16 protein-coding genes are annotated in these 20,013 nt (G+C 62.8%); 4 read left to right on the top strand and 12 right to left on the bottom strand.

All coding sequences use genetic code 11. From position 1 onward, the window contains the following. Window positions 1-16: 16 nt before the first annotated feature. Window positions 17-1,282, bottom strand: coding sequence for a VWA domain-containing protein (locus HCO70_RS20800; protein WP_172299814.1), 1,266 nt, complete (start codon window positions 1,280-1,282; stop codon window positions 17-19). Between the two features lie 59 nt (window positions 1,283-1,341). After that, window positions 1,342-2,247 (bottom strand): AAA family ATPase, encoded by a 906-nt coding sequence (locus HCO70_RS20795; protein ID WP_172299813.1) that lies wholly within the window; start codon window positions 2,245-2,247, stop codon window positions 1,342-1,344. 96 nt (window positions 2,248-2,343) lie between these two features. On the opposite strand from HCO70_RS20795, the gene HCO70_RS20790 reads away from it, so the two are divergent. Beyond that, window positions 2,344-3,387: an AbrB family transcriptional regulator gene (locus HCO70_RS20790; RefSeq protein ID WP_253913409.1), complete on the top strand. Its 1,044-nt coding sequence runs from the start codon at window positions 2,344-2,346 to the stop codon at window positions 3,385-3,387. Here the strand turns inward: HCO70_RS20790 and HCO70_RS20785 are convergent. The 3 genes from HCO70_RS20785 to HCO70_RS20775 all read right to left on the bottom strand — a co-directional run bounded on the left by HCO70_RS20785 (window position 3,384) and on the right by HCO70_RS20775 (window position 7,647). Further along, window positions 3,384-4,280, bottom strand: a complete 897-nt coding sequence (locus HCO70_RS20785; protein ID WP_172299812.1) for a hypothetical protein — start codon at window positions 4,278-4,280, stop codon at window positions 3,384-3,386. The two genes, HCO70_RS20790 and HCO70_RS20785, sit on opposite strands and share 4 nt — an antisense overlap. A gap of 93 nt (window positions 4,281-4,373) precedes the next feature. Beyond that, window positions 4,374-6,623: a glycosyltransferase family 2 protein gene (locus HCO70_RS20780; RefSeq protein WP_172299811.1), complete on the bottom strand. Its 2,250-nt coding sequence runs from the start codon at window positions 6,621-6,623 to the stop codon at window positions 4,374-4,376. Beyond that, entirely contained in the window at window positions 6,616-7,647 is a 1,032-nt protein-coding gene (locus tag HCO70_RS20775) for a glycosyltransferase family 2 protein (protein ID WP_253913408.1), read from the bottom strand. Before HCO70_RS20775 ends, HCO70_RS20780 begins: the two co-directional genes overlap by 8 nt. A 475-nt stretch (window positions 7,648-8,122) precedes the next feature. On the opposite strand from HCO70_RS20775, the gene HCO70_RS20770 reads away from it, so the two are divergent. Next, the gene (locus HCO70_RS20770) at window positions 8,123-9,109 is read left to right on the top strand and encodes a phosphoadenosine phosphosulfate reductase (RefSeq protein ID WP_172299810.1); all 987 of its coding nucleotides are present in this window, start codon (window positions 8,123-8,125) and stop codon (window positions 9,107-9,109) included. Between the two features lie 3 nt (window positions 9,110-9,112). Here HCO70_RS20770 and HCO70_RS20765 read toward each other — a convergent pair whose 3' ends face one another. Then, entirely contained in the window at window positions 9,113-10,345 is a 1,233-nt protein-coding gene (locus HCO70_RS20765) for an arylsulfotransferase family protein (protein ID WP_172299809.1), read from the bottom strand. 268 nt (window positions 10,346-10,613) lie between these two features. Between HCO70_RS20765 and HCO70_RS20760 the strand changes: the two genes are divergently transcribed. Together HCO70_RS20760 and HCO70_RS20755 are read left to right on the top strand one after the other, a co-directional pair. Continuing rightward, the gene (locus HCO70_RS20760) at window positions 10,614-10,838 is read left to right on the top strand and encodes a hypothetical protein (RefSeq protein WP_371742291.1); all 225 of its coding nucleotides are present in this window, start codon (window positions 10,614-10,616) and stop codon (window positions 10,836-10,838) included. Between the two features lie 12 nt (window positions 10,839-10,850). Continuing rightward, window positions 10,851-12,299: a sulfotransferase gene (locus tag HCO70_RS20755; RefSeq protein WP_172299808.1), complete on the top strand. Its 1,449-nt coding sequence runs from the start codon at window positions 10,851-10,853 to the stop codon at window positions 12,297-12,299. Between the two features lie 4 nt (window positions 12,300-12,303). Here the strand turns inward: HCO70_RS20755 and HCO70_RS20750 are convergent, their stop codons facing one another. From HCO70_RS20750 to HCO70_RS20725, 6 genes are all read right to left on the bottom strand, one after another. Further along, on the bottom strand, window positions 12,304-13,374 hold the full coding sequence (locus HCO70_RS20750; protein WP_172299807.1) for a siderophore-interacting protein: 1,071 nt from the start codon (window positions 13,372-13,374) through the stop codon (window positions 12,304-12,306). Beyond that, entirely contained in the window at window positions 13,371-14,141 is a 771-nt protein-coding gene (locus tag HCO70_RS20745) for an ABC transporter ATP-binding protein (protein WP_172299806.1), read from the bottom strand. The genes HCO70_RS20750 and HCO70_RS20745 overlap by 4 nt, the downstream gene beginning before the upstream one ends. Continuing rightward, window positions 14,138-15,112, bottom strand: a complete 975-nt coding sequence (locus HCO70_RS20740) for an iron chelate uptake ABC transporter family permease subunit (RefSeq protein WP_172299804.1) — start codon at window positions 15,110-15,112, stop codon at window positions 14,138-14,140. Before HCO70_RS20740 ends, HCO70_RS20745 begins: the two co-directional genes overlap by 4 nt. Beyond that, window positions 15,109-16,092, bottom strand: coding sequence for an iron ABC transporter permease (locus tag HCO70_RS20735; RefSeq protein WP_172299802.1), 984 nt, complete (start codon window positions 16,090-16,092; stop codon window positions 15,109-15,111). The genes HCO70_RS20740 and HCO70_RS20735 overlap by 4 nt, the downstream gene beginning before the upstream one ends. Beyond that, window positions 16,092-17,084, bottom strand: a complete 993-nt coding sequence (locus HCO70_RS20730; protein ID WP_253913407.1) for an iron-siderophore ABC transporter substrate-binding protein — start codon at window positions 17,082-17,084, stop codon at window positions 16,092-16,094. Before HCO70_RS20730 ends, HCO70_RS20735 begins: the two co-directional genes overlap by 1 nt. 118 nt (window positions 17,085-17,202) lie before the next feature. Continuing rightward, window positions 17,203-19,242 (bottom strand): TonB-dependent siderophore receptor, encoded by a 2,040-nt coding sequence (locus HCO70_RS20725; protein WP_371742290.1) that lies wholly within the window; start codon window positions 19,240-19,242, stop codon window positions 17,203-17,205. Between the last annotated feature and the right edge of the window lie 771 nt (window positions 19,243-20,013).

Here is a 20,013-nt window from a genome sequence, read left to right as displayed (position 1 = left end):
AGCCGGTGTGGTCCGGTCAGTCGGCGTGCATCAGCCGAAGTAGGCGCGCCTTTTCGCCGTGGTCGCGCGGGTCGGAGATGGCGGCGGCCAGCCCTTCGAGCGAGGCGATGTTGTGGCCGGCGCGGAAGCTGTCGACATGAGGCAGAATGGACCGGATGCCGCGCGCGCGTGGCGCGAAACCTTCCCATCTTAACAACGGGTTGAGCCAGATGAGACGGCGTGCGGAGAGGTGCAGGCGCTCGATCTCGCGCTCCAGCAGTGCCGGGTCGTCGCGGTCGAGCCCGTCGGTGATCAACAGGACCACGGCGCCCTGCCCCAGCACGCGGCGCGACCAGTCGCGGTTGAAGGCGTGCAGGCACTGGCCGATGCGGGTGCCGCCTTCCCAGTCCTGCGCCTCTGCACCCGCGGTCGCCAAAGCCGCGTCGACATCGCGGGTCGCGAGGTGGCGGGTGATGTTGGTCAGGCGCGTGCCGAAGGTGAAGGCGTGCACCCTGGCCCATCCGGCGCCCTTGTTGTTCGAGACGGCATGGAGAAAATGCAGAACGGCGCGGGAGTATTGCGACATGGAGCCGGAAATATCGCAAAGCACGACGAGGTTCGGCCAGCGGGTGCGCTGCGCGCGCCTTGAGAATTCATGGACTTCGCCGCCGCGCCGCATCGCCGCGCGCATGGTGGCGCGCCAGTCGGGGCGCGGGCCGGCCGGGTCGCCCATCAATCGGCGCGACTGAAGTGGTTTCACGGGCAGGGTCAGGCGCGCAAGCATGCGCTTGGCCTGCGCCGCCTCTTCGGTGCTCATCTGCTCGAAATCGAGGGTGCGGAGGCGTTCTTCGGAGGAAGCGGTGCGCGAGGCGTCGATCCGTATCTCGGCGTCTTCGTCGTCTTCGGTCGGGGTATTCTCCGGTGCCTCCCGTTCGACACCATCGAGCAACGCCTCGGCGGCGCGTTTTTCGCCGGCCTGCGGCCCGCGCTCTTCCTGCACGCCGCGGATCGCCGGGAGCAGCATCGCCATCATGTGCTCCATGTAGCGGGGATCGCGCCAGTAGAGCCGGAAGATCTGGGCGAAGACGGCGCGGTGCTCGGGGCGCGAGACGAAACAGGTGTGGAGCGCCCAGTAGAAATCCTGGTTCGAGGTGAAGCCCGCGGCTTCCACCGCGCGGATCGCGTCGAGCGTGCGGCCGGGACCGGCGGGGAGACCGGCCTTGCGCAGCGCGCGGGCGAACCAGACGATGTTGTGGGTCAGCTTGCCGTCTTCGGGGATGTCCCGGGGGAACTGTTCGGCCATTCACAGAGAATGGGGGCTCTGCCCCCATACCCCCGGGATATTTTCGACCAGAAGAAGCATCACGCGGTTTCGAGATCGGCGCGGACCTCGTCCAGCAGACGCTTGGCCTCCGATCCCTGGATGCGCTGGATGTCGTCCTGGTATTTGAGGATTGCGCCAATCGTGTCGGCGATGACCTCGGGGCTGAGGGCGATGACGTCGAGGGCGAGGAGGCATTTGGCCCAGTCGATGGTTTCGGCGACGCCGGGTTTCTTGAACAGGTCCTCAGTTCGGAGTTTCTGGACGAAGGCGACCACTTCGCGGGACAGCGCCTCGGCGGCCTCGGGGGCGCGGGCATGGAGGATCTCGATCTCTCGGTCGAAGGCGGGGTAGTCGACCCAGTGATAGAGGCAGCGGCGTTTCAGCGCGTCGTGGACCTCGCGGGTGCGGTTCGAGGTGAGGATGACAATGGGCGGATGTTCCGCCTTGATGGTACCGAGCTCGGGGATGGTGACCTGGAAATCCGACAGCGCCTCCAGCAGGAAGGCCTCGAACGGTTCGTCGGTGCGGTCAAGCTCGTCGATCAGCAGAACCGGCGGGCCGCCGTCCTGCGGGCGCAACGCTTGCAGCAGCGGGCGTTCGATCAAGTAGTCTTCGGTGAAAAGCTCGTCCTTCAGAACGTCGCGGTCGGCGCCGCCGGCAGCTTCGGCGGTGCGGATCGCGATCATCTGCTCGGCGAAGTTCCATTCGTAGACCGCGGCGGCGGCGTCGAGCCCCTCGTAGCATTGCAGCCGGATCAGCCGGCGGCCCAGCGCGGCGGCGATGGCCTTGGCGATCTCGGTCTTGCCGGTGCCGGCCTCTCCTTCGAGGAACAGCGGCTTGCCGAGTTTCAGGGCGAGGAACACGACGGTGGCGAGCGGGCGGCCGCAGACATAGTCCTGCGCGGCCAGCAGCGCCTGCACGTCGTCGATGGATTTGGCTGTCACGTCTGGCTCCTCCGGATCCCGCCATTGGGGGCATGCGGCATGGCGCGGGTCAAGGGCATCTTGCGCCTGCCGCGCAAGCGGGACTATTGATCCGGCATGAAATTTCTTACCCGCGCCCGGGGGATGGCCCTGCTGGCCGCCGCGCTGGGATCAGTGATCTTCGTCCTGCTCGGCCTGCCGCTGCCCCTGTTGCTGGGTCCGATGCTGGGTTGCCTGGCCTTCGCGCTGGGAGGCGTGCGGCTTGAGGGGATGGGGCTGCTGGGCGTGGTGATGCGGACGATCCTGGGCGTGGCGATCGGGACTTCGATCACGCCGGAACTGGTGCGGGACCTGCCTGGCTATGCGCCGACACTTATCCTGATCCCCGTATTCATCGGGTTGATCGGCTTCACCTGCTACCCGTTCTTCCGGCGGGTGATGGGGTTCGACCACCCGACGGCGTTTTACTCCGCAATGCCCGGCGGGCTGCAGGACATGCTGATATTCGGCGAAGAGGCGGGCGGGGACGTGAGGGCGATGTCGCTGATCCACGCAACGCGGGTGCTGGTGATCGTGACTGTGGCGCCGTTCCTGCTGACGCTGTTCTACGACATCGACCTAACGGCGCCGCCGGGACAGCATGTGGGCGACATTCCATGGCACGAGATAGCCCTGATGATTGCCTCCGGGATCATCGGATGGAAGATCGCCGAGCGGCTGAAGATCTTCGGCGCGTCGATCATCGGGCCGATGGTACTTACCGCGATCCTGTCCCTGACCGGGCTGATCGAGCACCGGCCGCCGGCGGAGATGATCTGGGCGGCGCAGTTCTTCATCGGCCTGGCGGTGGGCGCGAATTACTCGGGGATCACGACGCGGGAGATCCGTGTGGATGTTGGCGCGGGACTAGCTTTTTCCCTGATCCTCGCAGCGATCAGCCTGGCCTTCATCGAGGTGGTGCTGCTGTTCAGCCCTGCCGAACCGCTGGACGTGATGCTGTCCTTCCTGCCCGGCGGACAGGGAGAGATGGTCGTCGTGGCGCTGGTGTCGGGGGCGGATATCGCCTTTGTCGTCACCCATCACCTGCTCAGGGTGTTCACGGTGATCATCTTCGCCCCGCTCTTCGCGCGGCTGATGGACCGGCCGAACCGCGGGCCCTAGGGCATGATCAGGGTGACGTCCGGCATTGCCGCGATCGTTTCCATGTCGGCGTCGTAAGTTGCGCTAACCTCGTCGACGAAATCGGGCGTCCAGCCGGGCAGATCGATCTCTTCCTCGAGCTCTTCCTCGAGCGCGAACTTGTCGAGGAATGCGCTGATGATCCGGCGCCGGTGGATGGCAGTCGCCGGGGGATGCACGCTGAGGAAGTGTTCGAGCTTGACCAGCCCTTCCTCCTTCATGATCCCGCGCAGAAGATCGAAATCGCCAGTCATGTGATAGTTGGCCTCCGTCCCGGTGATCGCGCGCAGGATTTCCGGCCAGATCAGCGGCGTATCCTCGTTGCACCAGACGGTGACCGGACAGCCCGGGTTGTTCTTCTGGATACGTTCGATGACGCCGGACCAGAGCATGTTGCGCGGGTCGACGCCATTCACGAATTTCTCGTAGTCCGGCATGCCCTTGCGCTGCAGTACTTCCGGCAGGTAGGTGGCCGGGTTGCGCATGGCGAAGAAGAACTCGCACGGGTTTTCCGGAAACAGGTAGCGCAGCCAGGCGGTGCGGAAGCCAGCCTTGGAATAGAGCTGCCGGTGTTCGAAGACGCCGCGAGGAAGTGTGGTGTAATCGGCATCGCTGAAGATGACACGCTCGACCGGCGCTTCCGGCAGCAGCTTGTCGTAGAACACCTTCTGTTCCGCTTCGGGCGCCGGATTGCCGCGGTTTTCGTGCATCTGATCGCGCACCAGTTTGCGGTAGGCGCGCGGACGCGGAACGAGGATCTGGCGTTCTTCCAGGCGGGCGCTGTCCTGCAGCAGCGACTGCACGAGCAGGTCGTCGTCGGTGCAGTGTACGCCCAGATGATAAACGAAAGTGGTGGGGGGACTGCCGAACTTCATGTTCCTGCCGCTACTCGTTCTTTTCGAAATTTCTTGTGCCTTGAGTGGGAATACTGCCGTTGCGCCTCTCGCGCAACCGACCGGGTTGCCGCGTCACCCTTCTGCCTCTGTCTTTGGCCGCGGGGCGTTGAAGAAGTAGTCCGGGGCGAGATCTGCCGCGTGGGCCTCTCTGGGCAGGCAGGACGGACCCGTGAGAAACACGTTCGCTCCGAAATGCGCATGACGGGTCGAGAGGCGCTTCATGCGGGTGGAGGTGAGGGAGGTGTAGAGCGCCGCGTAGTCTTCTCGCTGCGACAGCTCTGCGATCCGGGCTTGGTGGGCTTCGACGCAGGCGGCGTGAGCTGCTGCGATTTCGGGATCCTGAAGGAGGCGGTCGATCTCCTGGCGTAGCGCCGGGAGGTGGCGCTGGATCGAATGGTCCTGTTCGGCGTTATTGTTCATCCGGAACCAGTAAGCCTCTCCCTGGTCGCGGTCGACGTGGTTGACGCGGCCCCGGTCGCGTTTGACGAGGAAGCTTTCTGCATTGCGGACGGCGTAATGGTTCAATGTGACAAGGTCGTAGCCGTAGCTGTCGAGACTGCTGCGCCAGCCGGTCCGCAGTATCTTTCGCGGCATCGGCTGACCGGAGCCGTTGACCCAGTGCACCTTGTCCGCGGCGCCCTGTGTCAGGCCCTTGGGCCGGTGCACGCCCATGTCGGCGAAGAGGCCCAGATTGCGATAGAGCGTCTTGAAACCCCAGGCCTGGTGTGGACGGCGGATGAGTTCGGGGGCGCATCTGGTGAACTGTTCGGTGACGGGCCGGTCCTCGTAGGTGTCCCGGTCCGAGTTGCCGAACAGGCGCCAGGTCAGGGATATCAGGTTGGCCGGGGCGATTGCCGTGTAAAGGTCGTTCAGGTGGCCCGCCCCGACATGGATGTTGACGAATTCATCGACGTCTATGGGCAGGATCCAGCCCGCGGATTTCAGGACTTCTTCGCCTCTCGCCACATCCAGCGCCGCGTGCTGCGGGCGTAGGTCCATTTCCCGGAACGGATTGTCGCGGCGCTGCACCAGGCCTTTCGCCTGCAACATGTCCAGCATCGTGTCGGTACCGTCGGTACAGTCGTTGGTGTAGATCAGGAAGTCGCTGACCCCGATCATCCGGTGATAGGCCAGCCATTCGAGGATGAAGGGCCCCTCGTTCTTCATGCAGGTGACGACGACGGTCCGGTCCGTGGTGCCGGCGCCGGACGGTAGAACGGGCTTTGGTGCAGCGGGCGGCCGTACGGGCTTGGCGCCGAACACGTCATACGCGCGTTCCAGCAGGCTGGCATCCTCGACTAGCAGCGCCTTGTCGATCAGGTCCTGGACCTGGTTCTGAGGCTGCACGACCGACATGCATCGGTGGTAGCTGCCGTATTCGTCCTTCGGCACGGCGTGGCCCAGCAGCATGCCCGGCAGCCACAGATTGCCGGGGCCGGAGCGGCGTGGCGCGACGGCCCAGCGCCTTGGAGCCGGCACGGGCGGATCTGCGTGGCAGATGTGGTCGCCGAAGCCCGGCGGCTTCGCCTTTTTCACGCGCCACGGATAGATCGCTTCGCCCTTGAGCGGCAGCGCGCCGCCGGGGGAGCGGCGGACGGCGTCGAAGACACCGAAATCATCCTCCGCCTCTGTCAGGAGTTCACAGACATCCAGCGCGACCACCGCGCCGGCCTGGCCGAGGAACCGCCATTTGAGGATGTCGTAGAGCACCGCCTCGCCCAGCGGGGCACGCCATGGGTCGGGTACCGGCCTGGCTTTCAACCGCGGCGCGGTTAGCGGGTCGCCGAAGGCAGGTTGATCGGACTGTCCCAGCGGCACAGGCGCCGTCACCAGCATCACTTTCTGCAAACCTTCGATCCGCATGCCGGAAAGGGCGGCGGCGAATGCCTCCTGCTCCGGTCCGGGTGCGGAACGATCGACGATCAGCGCAGCCTCGGCACCGTGCTGCTCGATGTGATATTGCAGCCAGTCCGCGATGACCTCTGGTAGCTCGGCGTAGCACTGCGCGCAGAGCGTGTTCAGGCCGTCGAACAGGTCCGTTTCGGGGAGACTTGGACTCAATATCTCGTGCCGACCGCCGATTTCAGCATTGACCGGGCCGTTCAGTGCCGCAGCCTCGCCGCGTGCGATCAGGTTCTCGCCGACACGCTGCGTGCCGACGATCCGGAGGTCACCCGTGATCGCGGGCAGCGACTCTGTCCCCTGCCCGAACCAGAGGCGCAGTTCGTTGCTGTCCGGGCCGAGACGCAGAGCGTCGAGCAACAGCAGACCACCCGGCCATGAAGTGTTCAGGGCGCGCCGCAGAAAGACTCGCTCAGACATTGGCGGCTTGGTAGCGGCGGATCAGGTCGGTGACGACGGCGCCTTCGAGCGGCGTGCTGTCGGCAGCGAGCAGTAGCCGGCCGTAGAGCTTCAGCTCCGCCTCGTCGCGCATCAGCTCGTCGAACCGCGCATGGTGCCATGCCGCCGCCGCCGCGTGCAGTTCCGCGACGCGGGGGATCTGCATCAGCTCGCTCAGGACTGCCTTCGTGCCGGGGACGAGCCGGTTGATCGAGTGATCCTCGACGCTGTTGAAGTTGCGCTCCACCCAGTACATGAGATCGATCGGCTTGTGCTTGCGGTTCGGCAACCCGCGCGCACGCTTGAGCAGGAAGCTTTGGGCGGAGCGGAGCGAGTAGTGGTTCAATTGAACCAGATCCGAGGCCGGTTTCAGGCCGAACAGCGTGATCTTCTGCTCGTTCTGCGCGAACCAGTCCGGCAGAACGTGCCCCGAACCGTCGACCCATGCAGCACTTTGCCCCTTCCTGGTGCGCGGGCGGTGGACGCCGAGCCGAGCGAATGGCCCCCTGCTTCGGAACAATGTCTTGAATTGGCGACCGTCGGCCGGGTAGTCGCAGCCTTCCGGTGCAGCGCGTGAAAACAGCTCCGTCGTAAGACCCTGCCGCAGGCAACGCTCGCCATTCCATCCAAACAACCGCCACGGCAACACGACGGCATCTGTGACGCCGACCTTGCCAAGGAGGTCGTCCAACGTGTCCAACGGCGCACGCAGGTTTACGAACTCGTCGCAGTCGATGGCCAGAATCCAGTCCGCCGCCTTCCGCAGATCGTGCTTCCATGCCAGTTTCAGCGCATTCCATTGTATCGACTTGTTCGGGGGCGGCTGGTTCCTGACATGCGCCACACCGGCGGGCGCAAGTGCATCGAGCAGTTTGTCGGTACCATCCGAGCAGTCATTCGAGAAAAGCAGAAAATCCGTAACACCGATGGCACGGTGATGCGCCAGCCATTCAAGAAGATGCGGTCCTTCATCGCGCAGCGCCGAGATCAAAAGGATCCTTGCCATCCCGCCCTTCTGCGCCATGCCCACCCGAGGATCGCCTAGCAAGACGGCGTAATCTGCCGGCGAATTTGCGATTCATTAACCGATCCAGCCTTTTATGACATCAAAGATGGCGAAAGATAAGCGACGGCTCGTTGACACGAGCCGATCCGATCCGCGCAATACGGTGGGGTGCTGCGCTATTTCCTTGGGAATGGCTTTGCTTGCAGGAGTTGTGGGTGACGACTATCGGAACGGCGTGTACCGGGCACGATGCAATGGACGTCACGCATCGGCGCCGGCAAGCGTTGGAAAATGAACACGGTTCGGTCAAATGCGCGGCGTTTTTTCCGAACAAGGTCGAGCCAAGGGATGTCGGGCGATTGCCGTCTGGTCCCTTTGTCGCCGCCTCCACTCACCGCGGTGACGTATCCGCTAGTATTGTAAGACCCGTGCTTCGTGAAAAAGGCCAGCGGGCCCAACCGCAGGCCGTGCGTACATGGTAGGCAGAGAACAGGACGACACACCTATGGCAGAGGCCATGACCCAGGCGCGACACGCCGCCAGCATCGAGGATGTGCTGGAGGGGCTGAAGTCAGAGCTTGGTCCGAACGGATATCAGAGAATTCTCGACGACCACCATACCGTCAGCTACGTCCCGCGCGGGCCGAAGCTGCTAGTCAGTTTCGAGAAAGTTCAGGACACGCTTGACACCACCGGTGACGGCATGCCGCTGGGACTGGATTTTGCCGACGACAAGAACTGGTCGGTGCTGCATTTCACCGCCGACAGGGACACCTGGTTCCGGTCGGAGGCGGTTTACGCCTATCTCGACGATCTGGTCGACGAGGCGTTCTTCGAGAATTTCGATCAGGTTACCTTTTACGGAACCAACATGGGCGGTTACGCGGCCGCGACCTTTTCCGTCGTGGCGCCCGGTTCGACCGTGATCGTCATGTCACCGCAGGCCACTCTGGATGCGGAGCTGACCGAATGGGACAGCCGGTTTCCGGCTGCGCGGATGCTGGATTTCACCGATCGCTACGGATACGCGCCGGACATGATCGAAGGCACGCGCCGCGCCTTTATCCTGTATGACCCGCACGCGAAGCTGGACTGCGTCCATGCGACCTTGTTCCGGGGCCCGAATGTGACCAGGTTGCCGTGCCGGTTTTTCGAAAACCAGATTGCGCGCACGCTGTTCGACATCGACCTGCTGCACCGCGTGGTCGAACACGCGGCGGAAGGACGCCTGACGCGCTCTGGTTTTTACCATGACCTGCGGCGGCGGCGGAAACACCGCCGCTATCTGCGCCACGTGTTGAACCATCTGGAACATCTAAACCGCCCCTACCTGATGGCGCTGTTCTGTTGTCATGTGCTTGAATGGCATGACGCCCCGGCCTTTCGCCGGCATCTGCGGCAGGCCCAAAACCAACTTGCCGAGCGCGGTCGCCTGCCCGACTGGTTGCCTCAGCCAAACTAGACGTCAGCCCGGACAGGCCGGAACGGTCTCGAAGTAGCCCGCCGGGAGCCACTTCGCATTCGCGAAGTCATCGTTGTAGTCCGGAGACCCTGGCACGACATTGTTGAACTCTGCGACGACGGAGCCTCCGGCCGCTATTTCGATGGCCTGACCCTGTTCCGGAATGGTGATCAGCCTGTTGCCGTTTGGCAGGACCTGATGCTTGCCACGATAAGCGCTCTTGAACGGGCCGTCGAACCCCGGGGCTGCATTCGACACAGCGCCAGTCGCCGGATCGACGGCAATGATCGAGGAACGCGGTCGGTCGCGGCTGTTGTTGTAGACCGCGATGGTTCCGTCGGCTTCAAAATCCGGGTCGTGTTGTTTCAGCCATGGGCCGTGCTGGTGCCACTTGATCTGACCACTCGGGGTGATCACCGCGACCATGTCCAGTTCTCGGATGGAGATCAGGAGATCGCCGGCCTCGAACATCGGAAACGCGGGGGCAAGTTCCGGCAGGAGTTCCTCTACATCGTTGGGATGGAAGATATCCGGCGGGCGGGCATCGTCCGGAACAAAGGGAAAATCGGGGTACATGGAGAATAGCAGGGCACTGTCCGGCGACCGAAGCACGATATCGTCCCGAAAATCGATCCGGGTCAGATCCTCGCCGGTCAGAGGATCGAATTTCAGGATGGCCTGCATTTGACCGTAAGCCGAACCGGCGCCGTACCATGTCCAGATACCGCCGTCGGCGGCGGGCGAGAATGCATGGTGAAAAAAGCCTTCACGGCTCCAGATCGGATCACCACAAGCGTCGAGCCGGGCGATGAGCCCCAGCCAGTCGAAGCTGACCAGCGCAGTTCCGTCAGGCAGCACCTCCATCGCGTGCGGAGCGTTCTCATGATGCTCGGCCCTGTCGGTGATCGCCATTTCGTCCACAGGCCAGGTGTGAACCAGCTCTCCCGACGCATCGCGCAGAAAGATGGAATAGGCGGCGCGCGGCGCATCCCAAGCGAGGAATGCGTAATGGCCTTCGCCGATGACACTGTCGGGATCATGGATCACCGCGGGAACACGGGCCGCCCCGGACGGAGCTAGGTGCCGCCGACCAGCGGCAGGCACATCCCCGTAGGTCCAGAGGGTGTAGAGAATGTACTGCGCACGAAGGATCTGAACGTAGGGCCAAAGCTGACGGTGCGCGACGGAGAAGCCAAGCGCCGCGGACAAGAGCACCAGAAGCGCCAAGCCCGCCATCACCGACACCAATCGCGGAAATCGTCCCTGCACCCACGCACCTTTCCGCCGAAGTGTCCGGCGCAATCAACCCCTGTCAGCGCCCTTTTGATTGGTCGCATGACCTGTTCCGGGCGAGGATAACCATCAGCATGTCCCTATCGCGACACAGAATTTCCCGATTTGGCAAATATTGTTTCCAGGTGATGCAAATGCCCCATGAGCCCCGGCCGTCGCCGCGCCACTTGCCCGATACGGCCTGAAGGTGAAACACAAAGGGAACAATACCGTGCGTCTTTTCCTATTCGCCGCTATGGCGGTTCTTTCATTTCCGCTTTCGGCGCAGGCCTATGTCGGCCCGGGGATCGGCATCGGAAGCATTGCGGCCGCACTGGCACTGGTGTTGGGCGTGTTGCTCCTGATGGCGGGCTTTTTGTGGTACCCACTGAAACGGATGATGCGTGGAGCCAAAGTTCCAACCGCCGATCATCCCGACCCCACCAAGCGGGGCTAGTCAGGCGTGAGCATGGCGGTTGAAGCCGGCGCGGTTGTTGTCGCTTTACTGGCTGTGGCCGCCTTTGCCGCAGTGCTGGTCCGCAGCCGGGCGCTGCCGATTGCGGGCGGGTTAGCCGGCATTGCCGTTTCCGGCGTTTCGACGATGCTGGATGGCTCACTGGACGACGACACCAAGGAACGCGCGGTGCGCGAGGCCGGGTTGCGGCTTTTGCTCGGCGCGTGGGGAATTGCGTGGCGTATTGCGCTGGCAGCCGCCGGAGTCCTGTTGCCGATCCTTGCAGCTGACGGGCTTGGCCTGGTGCCACTGGAGCGCAGCCTCGGCGTTCTGACGCGAGCCGATTTCATCCTGCTCGTGTCTGCACTGGCGATTGCCGCCGGCTGGATGATGTCACGCGTTCGCAATTCGCATGAAACTGCTGCAAACGGCTTAGGCGACCGGATGCTCCACGCCTTCGCCTTTTCGGGGCCAGCAACTCTGAAAGGTCTTGCTCGGCTCGACGACCGTCTCTTTGCCCGGACACTCGCCGAAACGCCCGATGCACCGCCGATTTTCATCACGTCGTTGGCACGGGGCGGGACGACAGCACTGCTGAATGCGATGCACGACCTTCCGGGCATAGCCACGCATCTTTACCAAGACATGCCGTTCATCAGTGCCCCGTTGCTGTGGTCGCGCCTTTCTGGCCGCAGGGCCACCGCCGAACGTGAACGCGCGCATGGCGACGGACTGGCGATCGGGCTCGACAGCCCGGAGGCGTTTGACGAGGTCTTCTGGCGACTGCACTGGCCGGGAAAATATGGCGAGCGGCAGATCGAGCTGTGGAAAAATGGGGATGCAAGCGACGAATCTCGCGCGTTTTTCACCCGCCATTTTCGCAAGATCGCCGCGCTGAGGCACCCGGACGACACTTCGGGTGTCCGGTACCTTTCGAAAAACAACGCCAATCTCGCCCGGCTCCGCCTTCTGCCGGAGATGTTTCCTGGATGCGATATCGTGGTGCCGCTGCGGGGGCCTGCAGCACATGCTGCGTCGCTGCACCGCCAGCACATGAATTTCACCCGGCTGCATGGTGAGGACGAGTTCGCGCTCCGCTACATGCGGGACATTGGCCACCTCGAGTTCGGGGCGCTACACCGGCTGCTCGGGTTCGACCCGGACATCGCGGACAGGTATCGGCCGGACGATCCCAACTACTGGCTGGCCTATTGGTATGCGGCTTTCTCGGAGGCGGCCCGCAACGCCGATCGCCTGCATATCGTGACGCAAGACGCTTTGCGTCAGTCCCCGCAGGCGACAATGGACGCGCTGCTGGAACGCCTGAGCCTGACCGGGCGCCGCGATTTCAGCACCCAGTTCCACAGCGGGACGGATGAGCAGCCATGCGAGATGTTCGATCCCCGGCTGTTGCGAGAGGCGGTCAATCTATATGACGACCTCGCGGCCGGGGCGGTTCGATAACAGTTCAGACTGCCCAATAGGCTGAGAAATAGCCTTGGGTACGAGGCAGCGCATATTCAGAGCGAAAATGTGCCTTTGCCTTGCGGACAAACTCCTGCTCTGCGGCGACCCAGACGAAATAGTCGTCGCGATCTTCCGGCACAGTCTGTTCGAGCAATGCGTCCCACAGGCTGCCCCCCTGCCCTCGCATGATCCATCGGACGTCTATCCCCTCCGGAACGGTCAGTTCGCAGCGGTCGGCAGCATCGCCGATCTCGAGCAGTACACTGCCGCGCCGATCCGGGCCGGAATGTTCAAGAATGCGCCGGATCGCCGGCAGCGCCGTTTCGTCCCCTGCCATCAACAACCGGTTTCCCGGCGGGAAGTCGCCCCCGCCGGGCCCCATGACCGCAACCTTGTCTCCCGGCTGTGCCTGTCTTGCCCATTCGGTCGTCCGGCCGCCATCGTGTTCGAACACATCGAAGGTGAAGCGGCCGTTATGCGCGTCTAAGTCCACGAAAGTGTAGGCGGCGCGGTGCAGGGCGTCTTCTCCTTCGGCCCACACGGTACGGCCCTTTTCGTTGATAACGGGCCAGACCGGGCGGCGGTGCCTTGGCGGCATCAACAGCGTGAAGTGCATGCCACCATGGAGCAGCGCCCCGACGCCGTCGCAGTCCAGCTCCACCCGAAGGAAATTCGCGCTGATCCGATCCACGGAGGCGACGGTCGCGTGATGGAAATTCGGAGGAACATCCGGGGTTTGGTTGTCGGGTCCGGCAAAGAGCTCGTTTGCCGCATCGGGAAGGACGTGGTCCAGAAGATAAAGGACGCTTTCGCGCATCTGGTAGAGGTGGATGTGGCTCTTTGCGGCAATCGAGACAGTCAGCCAATCGTCGCCGCATGCCAATTGAACATCGGACTGTGCGAATGCCACGCGCAGGCCATCAGACGTACGTTTGACGGGGACTCCGAACTCGACCACGTGGCTTTCGATATGCTCGAAGAAGCCTTTCGGGATAGGACCATCGTGGCGCGCTTCGAGCCGTTCGGGATAGTCGGAAATGTCCGGGAAATCGGCGGTCAGCGTGTCAGTCATAGGGGAAAAACCATCGGATTGCCGGTTACGGGGTCGGGCTGCACCTGCGCCTTGAGGCGGAAGGCGCGGTCGAGGTTGTCGGGTGTCAGAACGGTGTCGGGCGCGCCCGTCGCGACGAGGCCATTCGGGCCGAGGAGGACGAGGAAATCGTTGAACCGGGCCGCCATGTTCAGGTCATGCAGGACACTGATCACGGTCATGCCGGTGTCGCGGTTCCGGGTTCGAAGCAGGGTCAGGACGTCGATCTGGTGGACCAGATCGAGAAAGGTCGTGGGTTCGTCCAGCAGCAGGAGCGGTGCTTCCTGTGCGAGCACAAGGGCGATCCAGGCGCGCTGGCGCTGTCCGCCGGACAATTCGTTCAGCGGACGGTCGGCGAGGTCGGTCATCTGAACGGCTTCCAATGCCGCTGCGCAGGCCGCCGCATCTTCGTCGCGCCAGGGGCTTAGGAAACCGCGCCATGGGGTACGGCCGCGGCGGACAAGGTCGGCCACGCTGATGCCTTCGGGCGCAAGCGGTGCTTGCGGCAGGATCGCCATGCGCCGCGCCAGGGCGCGTGTATTGAGGGCATGAATGTCTTCGCCGTCCAGCACGACACGGCCCCTGATCGGTTTGATCAGCCGCGCCAGAGCGCGCAGCAGCGTGGACTTGCCACACCCGTTGGGGCCGAGAATGGCGGTCATCTTGCCTTCCGGGATGTCGAGGGTCAGCCCCTCGACCACCGCCGTGTCGCCGTATCCTAGCGACAGGTCCTGTGCCTGCAGGTTCATAGCTTGCCCCTTTCCATCTCTCGCGACAGGCGCCACAGCAGATAAGGGGCGCCGAGGATGCCCGTCATCACGCCTGCCGGCAGAACGATGCCCGGAAGGGCTGCTCGCGCGGCCAGGTCGGACAGGACCAGCACCACGGCCCCTGCCCCGGCCGCGGACAGCATCCGCCCAGTGCCGGATTTCGCGCAGGTGATACGGGCACCGAGCGGTCCGGACATCAGCGCGACGAACGGCACAGGCCCGGCCACTGCGACGCCGGTTGCGGCCAGCAACACGCCGGTGGCCGAGATACCCCAGCGCGCCTGTTCCACCTTCAACCCAAGGCCTGCGGCCAGATCTTCGCCCAGTTCCAGCACTTCCAGCCGGCGCGCCTGCACGAGTGCTGCGGCGCCGAGGAGAGTGCCCAGTATCCAGACCTGCGCGACATGGGACCAGTCGCGCGCTGCCAGCGAACCGGTCAGCCACCGCTGTGCTTCTGCCGCCTCGTTGTAAGGCAACAGCGTCATCAGGAAGGTGGATAGCGCAGACGTAAAAAATGCCACGCCGAGACCGACAAGAATCAAGGTCAATGGCGGCGTACTGTGTCCGGGCCTGTATGCGAGAAGGGCGACGAGCAATCCCGCAAGCAAACCACCGACGGCAGCGATCAGCGGCATCGGCAAGGTCAGCCCGAATGCGGTTGCGGCAACGACGGCCAGCCCCGCACCAGAGGTGAAACCCATCACATCGGGCGCGGCCAGCGGATTACGGAACAGGGTTTGGAACAGGGCACCCGACATTCCCAGTACCGCGCCCGCACCAACAGCGGTCGCCACACGCGGCCCACGAAAGGTATCGATCATAAGGGCGCCTGGCCCTTCTCCGGTCAGGATCCCGTCCCAAAGCATCGCGACGCTGACGGCTTCCTGACCATATAGCAGCCCAGCAGCAACCGCCGCGAGAAGGACCAAAACAAGGGCGACGGGCCTCATGACGATGCCCCCGGCCGTACCTGACGCGCAATCCAAAGAAAGACCGGCCCGCCGATGAGCGCAGTCATGATCCCGGCGCGGATCTCCTGAGGCGCCAGCAGAATGCGTCCCAGCGTATCGGCGAATATCAATAGCGCCGCACCAAGAAGTGCCGCGACTGCAAGTTCCTTGCGCAGGTTGTGGCCAACCACGAGCCTCGCGAGCGGCGGTACCATGAGGCCGAGAAATGCGATTGGCCCGGCAACGGCGACAGCTGCTCCGGTTGTGAGGGTGACGACTGTCAATGCGCCTGCCTGCACGCGGCCCGGCCGGGTTCCCAGACCTCTCGACAGGGCGCTTCCGAGCGCCAAAGCCTCGACCCGTGGCGCGATCAGCAGGGCGAGAATGCCGCCAAGGGCCGCTACCAATGCCATTTCAGGCAATGGACGTGTCGTGGCCTGGGTCAGCGAGCCCGCGACCCAGAAGCGGAACACCTCCAGCGACTCCTGTCGGACGAGCACGATGGCCGTTACGAGCGACAATAGCAGCGCGTTCAGTGCCGCTCCCGCAAGTGTCAGCCGAACCGGTCCGGCATCGCCGCGCAGCCCGCCGCCCAGTGCAAAGACCGCCGCCGACGCCAGGGCCGCACCGGGAAATGCAAGGATCGCGACAATAGCTTCATCGGCGCGACCCAGCAGTGTGGTGCCGAGCAAAAGCGCGAAGGCTGCGCCCGCATTCACACCTAGAATGCCGGGATCGGCCAAAGGGTTACGCGTGACCGCCTGCATGACCGTGCCCGCCAAACCCAGTGCCGCGCCGGCGATCAGCCCGGCCACCAGACGCGGGATGCGGATTGCCAGAAGCGTCACATGGGCCGGGTCGCGCGGGTCGTAGTTAAAGAGCGCATCGAGATAGACCTGTGGCGGCAGGCTCCGCTCTCCAATGGTCAGAGAGGCGAGCACAACGACCGCAAACACAACCGCGACCCAGACAACGCGCATCAGGGGATCAGACCTGCCTCTTCAGCAGAGGGAACCACGGTGGCCGGATCGCCATCCAGCGCCAGGTCGATCTCCTGTTCCAGGGCGTCCAGCGCGAAGGGCAGCGACAACACGCTGCCGAAAGACAGCGCGCCCCCGATCAATTGACCGGCAAAAACCTCCCGCCCCTCGAAGTGAGCATCCAAGGTGCGGCGCATGGCCAGTTTTGCGATGTCCGGCGCACGATCGTAGGAGGAGATCCAGATCAGCAGGTCGGCATCCAGTGCCGACAGGTCCTCTGGCGAGAGTGTCGTGTAGAAGCCGTCGATGGCGTCCATCGCGACCAGTTTCTCTGTCGGCACAAAGCCGAGTTCTGTCAGGAAACGGGCGCGCGTGTCCTCGGCCATGAAAGCTCCGGTCTGTCCACCATCATGCCACGCAGCAATCGCGGTCTGACCCTGCCAGTCCGGATGCCGCTCTCGCGCAGCCGAGAATTTTGCCTCAACCCCGGCCACCAATTCTTCGGCTTTCTCCGGCATGCCCAAAGCTTTGCCGACCATCCGTGTATCTGCATGCCACGGGCTGCCGTAAGGGGAATACTGCGGCTCGCGCATCACAACCGGGGCGATCTGCGACAGGAGTGCGTATTCCGCCTCCGATATTCCCGAACCCGTGCCGAGGATCAGGTCCGGCTCGAGGCTAGCCACGACCTCCACCGATACTTCGCCGGTGAGGAGTGTCGGCTCCGCTTCACCAAGATACGGCTGTGCCCAGGGCCAGACGCCGTAGTCGTAGTCGCCATACCAGTAACGGATGCCTACCGGCACCACATCGAAGGCGAGCACCGTGTCCTGCGTGTTGTAACCCAGCGAGACGATGCGGCGCGCCGGCTCTGTTAATGTCGTGGTGCCGTAGACATGCTCGAAGCTCAGGTCTGAATCCGCTGCCAGAACCGGTGGCGCAGCCAGAAAAGCCGCGCCGCCGGCCAGGAAACCGCGGCGGGATGGAGCCAACCATGCCTGGTGCAACTTTGGGGCGGGCAATTTGCGTCTCCCTGAACGTCGTCCGGCGCCTCGGGAAGGCGCCGGTCGCAGTTAAGGCAGCCCGCCGCCGGCAGACTGCCCGAATGAGTTACCAGCTGTATTTCAGCGTGGCCAGAATGGTGCGCCCGTCGCCGTAATACTCGGTCCCGTAGTAGCTCGAGGCCACGTATTCCTTGTCGAACAGGTTCAGGACGTTGAGCGACAGGTCCACGTCGTCGGTCACGCCGTAGACAAAAGCGGCATCCACCAGCGTGTAGCCCGGCACCTTGGTCGTGTTGGCATCGTCGCCGAAGGTGTCGCCCACATAGCGCACGCCAAGACCGAAGGTCATATCACCGCGCCATCCTTCGCCCGGGAGCGTGTAATCGGCCCAGATAGACGCGATATGCTCTGGTACACGCGAGGGACGGTTGCCGACGTTGCCAGCAATCCCGTCTTCCCGGATCTCGGCGTCCCAGTACGAATAGGCGAAGGTCAGGTTGGCACGCTCATTCAGTGCCATCTTGCCCTCCAGTTCGAAGCCGCGCACGCCGACTTCACCTATCTGGCGCTGGGTGGTGGGCGTTACGTAGCTGTTTACGTTGGTCTGGGTCAGGTCGAACACCGCAGCCGTGATGAGGGCATTCACGCCCTCGGGCCGATATTTCAGGCCGACTTCGTACTGGGTTCCTTCCTTGGGGTCTTCAGCAAGATTCCAGACGTTCGGCTCGAAGGATTCCGAGTAGTTGGCATAAAAGGACAGGTTGGGCGTTGCCTTGTAGGTAAGCCCCATTCGCTTGGTGAAAGCAGTATAATTTTTGTCCGTGGTTGTTCCGTAAAGATGATCCTCGACGCTTACGTCAACGTCGTCATAGCGTACACCCAGCGTGGCAATCCAGCGGTCGGAGAACGTCAGCTCTTCCTGCGCATAGATCGCGCGGGTGGTCTGCTCCGGCACCCAATCGATGTAGTTAAAGAGCGTGACGCAGGATGAGCCGCAGTATGCGATATTGTTGATGTCGATCCCGGTTGCGATGCCGTAATAAGCCGTCTCGTCCACTTTGAGCCAGCTGTACTCCAGCCCGACCATCGTGCGGCTGTCGATGCTGCCGAAACTCGTTTCGTAGATCAGCTGGTTGTCCCAAGCAAATTGCTCGCTGTCGCTGTAGACGGCAAAGGCCTCGCGATCCACCGCGGGGGTAGTCGAACCGCCGTAGACCTGCTCGTAGTCAACGTCCAATAGCCCGTACCGCGCATTCGACCGGAATTTCAGGCCGTTTCCGAAATCGTGGCTGAACGCCAAACCGACGTTCCGGTCGATCGTGTTGAACTTGTTGAACTCCGGTTCGCCAAGGAACGTGGTACGGTCGATGTCTATCCCGGCCGGGAACCCGATGCCCGGCACGCCATCGCGGTCATTGTAGTTCGCGAGGAAGGTCAGTTCGGTCGCGTCGGTCGGTCGGTAGCTGAGTGCAAGACCGAGATAGGCGCGGTCGTCGTTCGAGTAATCGTAGGTGTAGGCCGAGTCCTGCCATTTGGCGGTGACGCGATAGCTCCAGACACCGTTCTCGTCGAGCACGTCGCCAAAGTCCGTGCCGAACTCGATGTGGTCTTCGCCGAAGGTGGTGTAGACCTCTCCGAATTTGTAGGGTTTCGGCCGCTTCGTGGTCTGGTTTACCAGCCCGCCTGGTGCGTTCAGGCCGAAGAGCGAGGAGTTCGAACCTTTCAGGATCTCGACCCGATCGAACGCATAGGGTTCGCTGCGCGGGAATGTCCAGCCGAACCCGCGGACCGGAAGACCGTCGCGGTAGGTCCCCATCGCCAGCTCGTCAAAGCCGCGTATGCGATAGTAGTCGTAGCGGTCATCTGTGCCGAACTCATCCACCGTCACGCCCGCAGTGTATGACAGGATGTCCTGCAGGTTCGACGCACCGCGAAGCTCGATTTCCTTTTCTGTCACGACCGATACGGAGGCCGGTGTGTCAAGGATATCGGCGTCGGTCTTGGTGCCGGTAGATTCGGTGCCCGCCACGATGGTGTTCGAGTCGTCCTCGATACCTTCCAGGTAGACGGTCCCAAGCTTTTCGTAACTCTGCGCTGTCGCTCCCGTCGGGAGTACAAGGGCGGTGCAACCCAATAGCGCAGCCACGGCACCAAATCTCGAAGTCGAAAGCACAGGGGGGTGCGTGCGCAGGCGGGCACACCGAGCGGTCGTGTTCATAGTAGTCGTCCAGGTTGTGAGGTGTGTCTCTTGCTTGCTAGTCCAGCGTGCATCCGGTGGTGCACACAAGAAACCCTGGCTCGCTACGGCACTTTATTTCCGACTGTTTTGCACAGGTAATTCGGGAACGAAAGCGAAAAACCATATTTTCTACGGTCACGCCTCAAGTATCCGTGAAATGTGTATACATCACAAGCTGGCATTAACCGAGTGAGCGACCTTAGACGGCCTATTTCGCTGAACGGTTGTGCTCTCGAAGATTGCGCCGGCGGAGTTCGAAATAGGCAAAAAAGCCGTCTATCAAGAGGCCGCCCCAGATTACAGCCCCCAGAATTATGAAGAAGCTGGACTGGATACTTCCGAATAGGAACGAATAGACCGTAACGGCGCCAACGACAAAGACAAGAAAATTCACCAATACAAGGATAAAGAGCACCCAGAACGGAATCCTGCCAGTCTTTAACGCAGTCATTTTCCCCCCTTATGCGCCTTATAAGTGGCTGTTCTACCTCTGAGAGTAGATTCGGAATTATCACATTGCACGCATTTTGCTTACCAATCGGCAGCAGATTGCCGATTTCCCTTACGGAAGTCTCTGGGTTTGCACACATTATGACCGAGACTCTGCTCGGTGCTCATTCAGTTGAGCCCATTCTTATTGGGCCCCAGCAGGAACGTTTTTCCCGAGTATTGACCAAG

Origin of the sequence: Pseudoruegeria sp. HB172150 (genome assembly GCF_013184805.1) — a bacterium.
Lineage (GTDB): Bacteria > Pseudomonadota > Alphaproteobacteria > Rhodobacterales > Rhodobacteraceae > Psychromarinibacter.
This window is presented reverse-complemented; position numbering and strand designations above follow the sequence as displayed.

Excerpts from the sequence above, each read along its gene's own strand:
- HCO70_RS20800 (WP_172299814.1), bottom strand. The coding sequence starts at position 1,282 with ATGGCCGAACAGTTCCCCCGGGACATCCCCGAAGACGGCAAGCTGACC.
- HCO70_RS20790 (WP_253913409.1), top strand. The coding sequence starts at position 2,344 with ATGAAATTTCTTACCCGCGCCCGGGGGATGGCCCTGCTGGCCGCCGCG.
- HCO70_RS20785 (WP_172299812.1), bottom strand. The coding sequence starts at position 4,280 with ATGAAGTTCGGCAGTCCCCCCACCACTTTCGTTTATCATCTGGGCGTA.
- HCO70_RS20780 (WP_172299811.1), bottom strand. The coding sequence starts at position 6,623 with ATGTCTGAGCGAGTCTTTCTGCGGCGCGCCCTGAACACTTCATGGCCG.
- HCO70_RS20775 (WP_253913408.1), bottom strand. The coding sequence starts at position 7,647 with ATGGCAAGGATCCTTTTGATCTCGGCGCTGCGCGATGAAGGACCGCAT.
- HCO70_RS20770 (WP_172299810.1), top strand. The coding sequence starts at position 8,123 with ATGGTAGGCAGAGAACAGGACGACACACCTATGGCAGAGGCCATGACC.
- HCO70_RS20765 (WP_172299809.1), bottom strand. The coding sequence starts at position 10,345 with ATGGCGGGCTTGGCGCTTCTGGTGCTCTTGTCCGCGGCGCTTGGCTTC.
- HCO70_RS20755 (WP_172299808.1), top strand. The coding sequence starts at position 10,851 with ATGGCGGTTGAAGCCGGCGCGGTTGTTGTCGCTTTACTGGCTGTGGCC.
- HCO70_RS20750 (WP_172299807.1), bottom strand. The coding sequence starts at position 13,374 with ATGACTGACACGCTGACCGCCGATTTCCCGGACATTTCCGACTATCCC.
- HCO70_RS20745 (WP_172299806.1), bottom strand. The coding sequence starts at position 14,141 with ATGAACCTGCAGGCACAGGACCTGTCGCTAGGATACGGCGACACGGCG.
- HCO70_RS20740 (WP_172299804.1), bottom strand. The coding sequence starts at position 15,112 with ATGAGGCCCGTCGCCCTTGTTTTGGTCCTTCTCGCGGCGGTTGCTGCT.
- HCO70_RS20735 (WP_172299802.1), bottom strand. The coding sequence starts at position 16,092 with ATGCGCGTTGTCTGGGTCGCGGTTGTGTTTGCGGTCGTTGTGCTCGCC.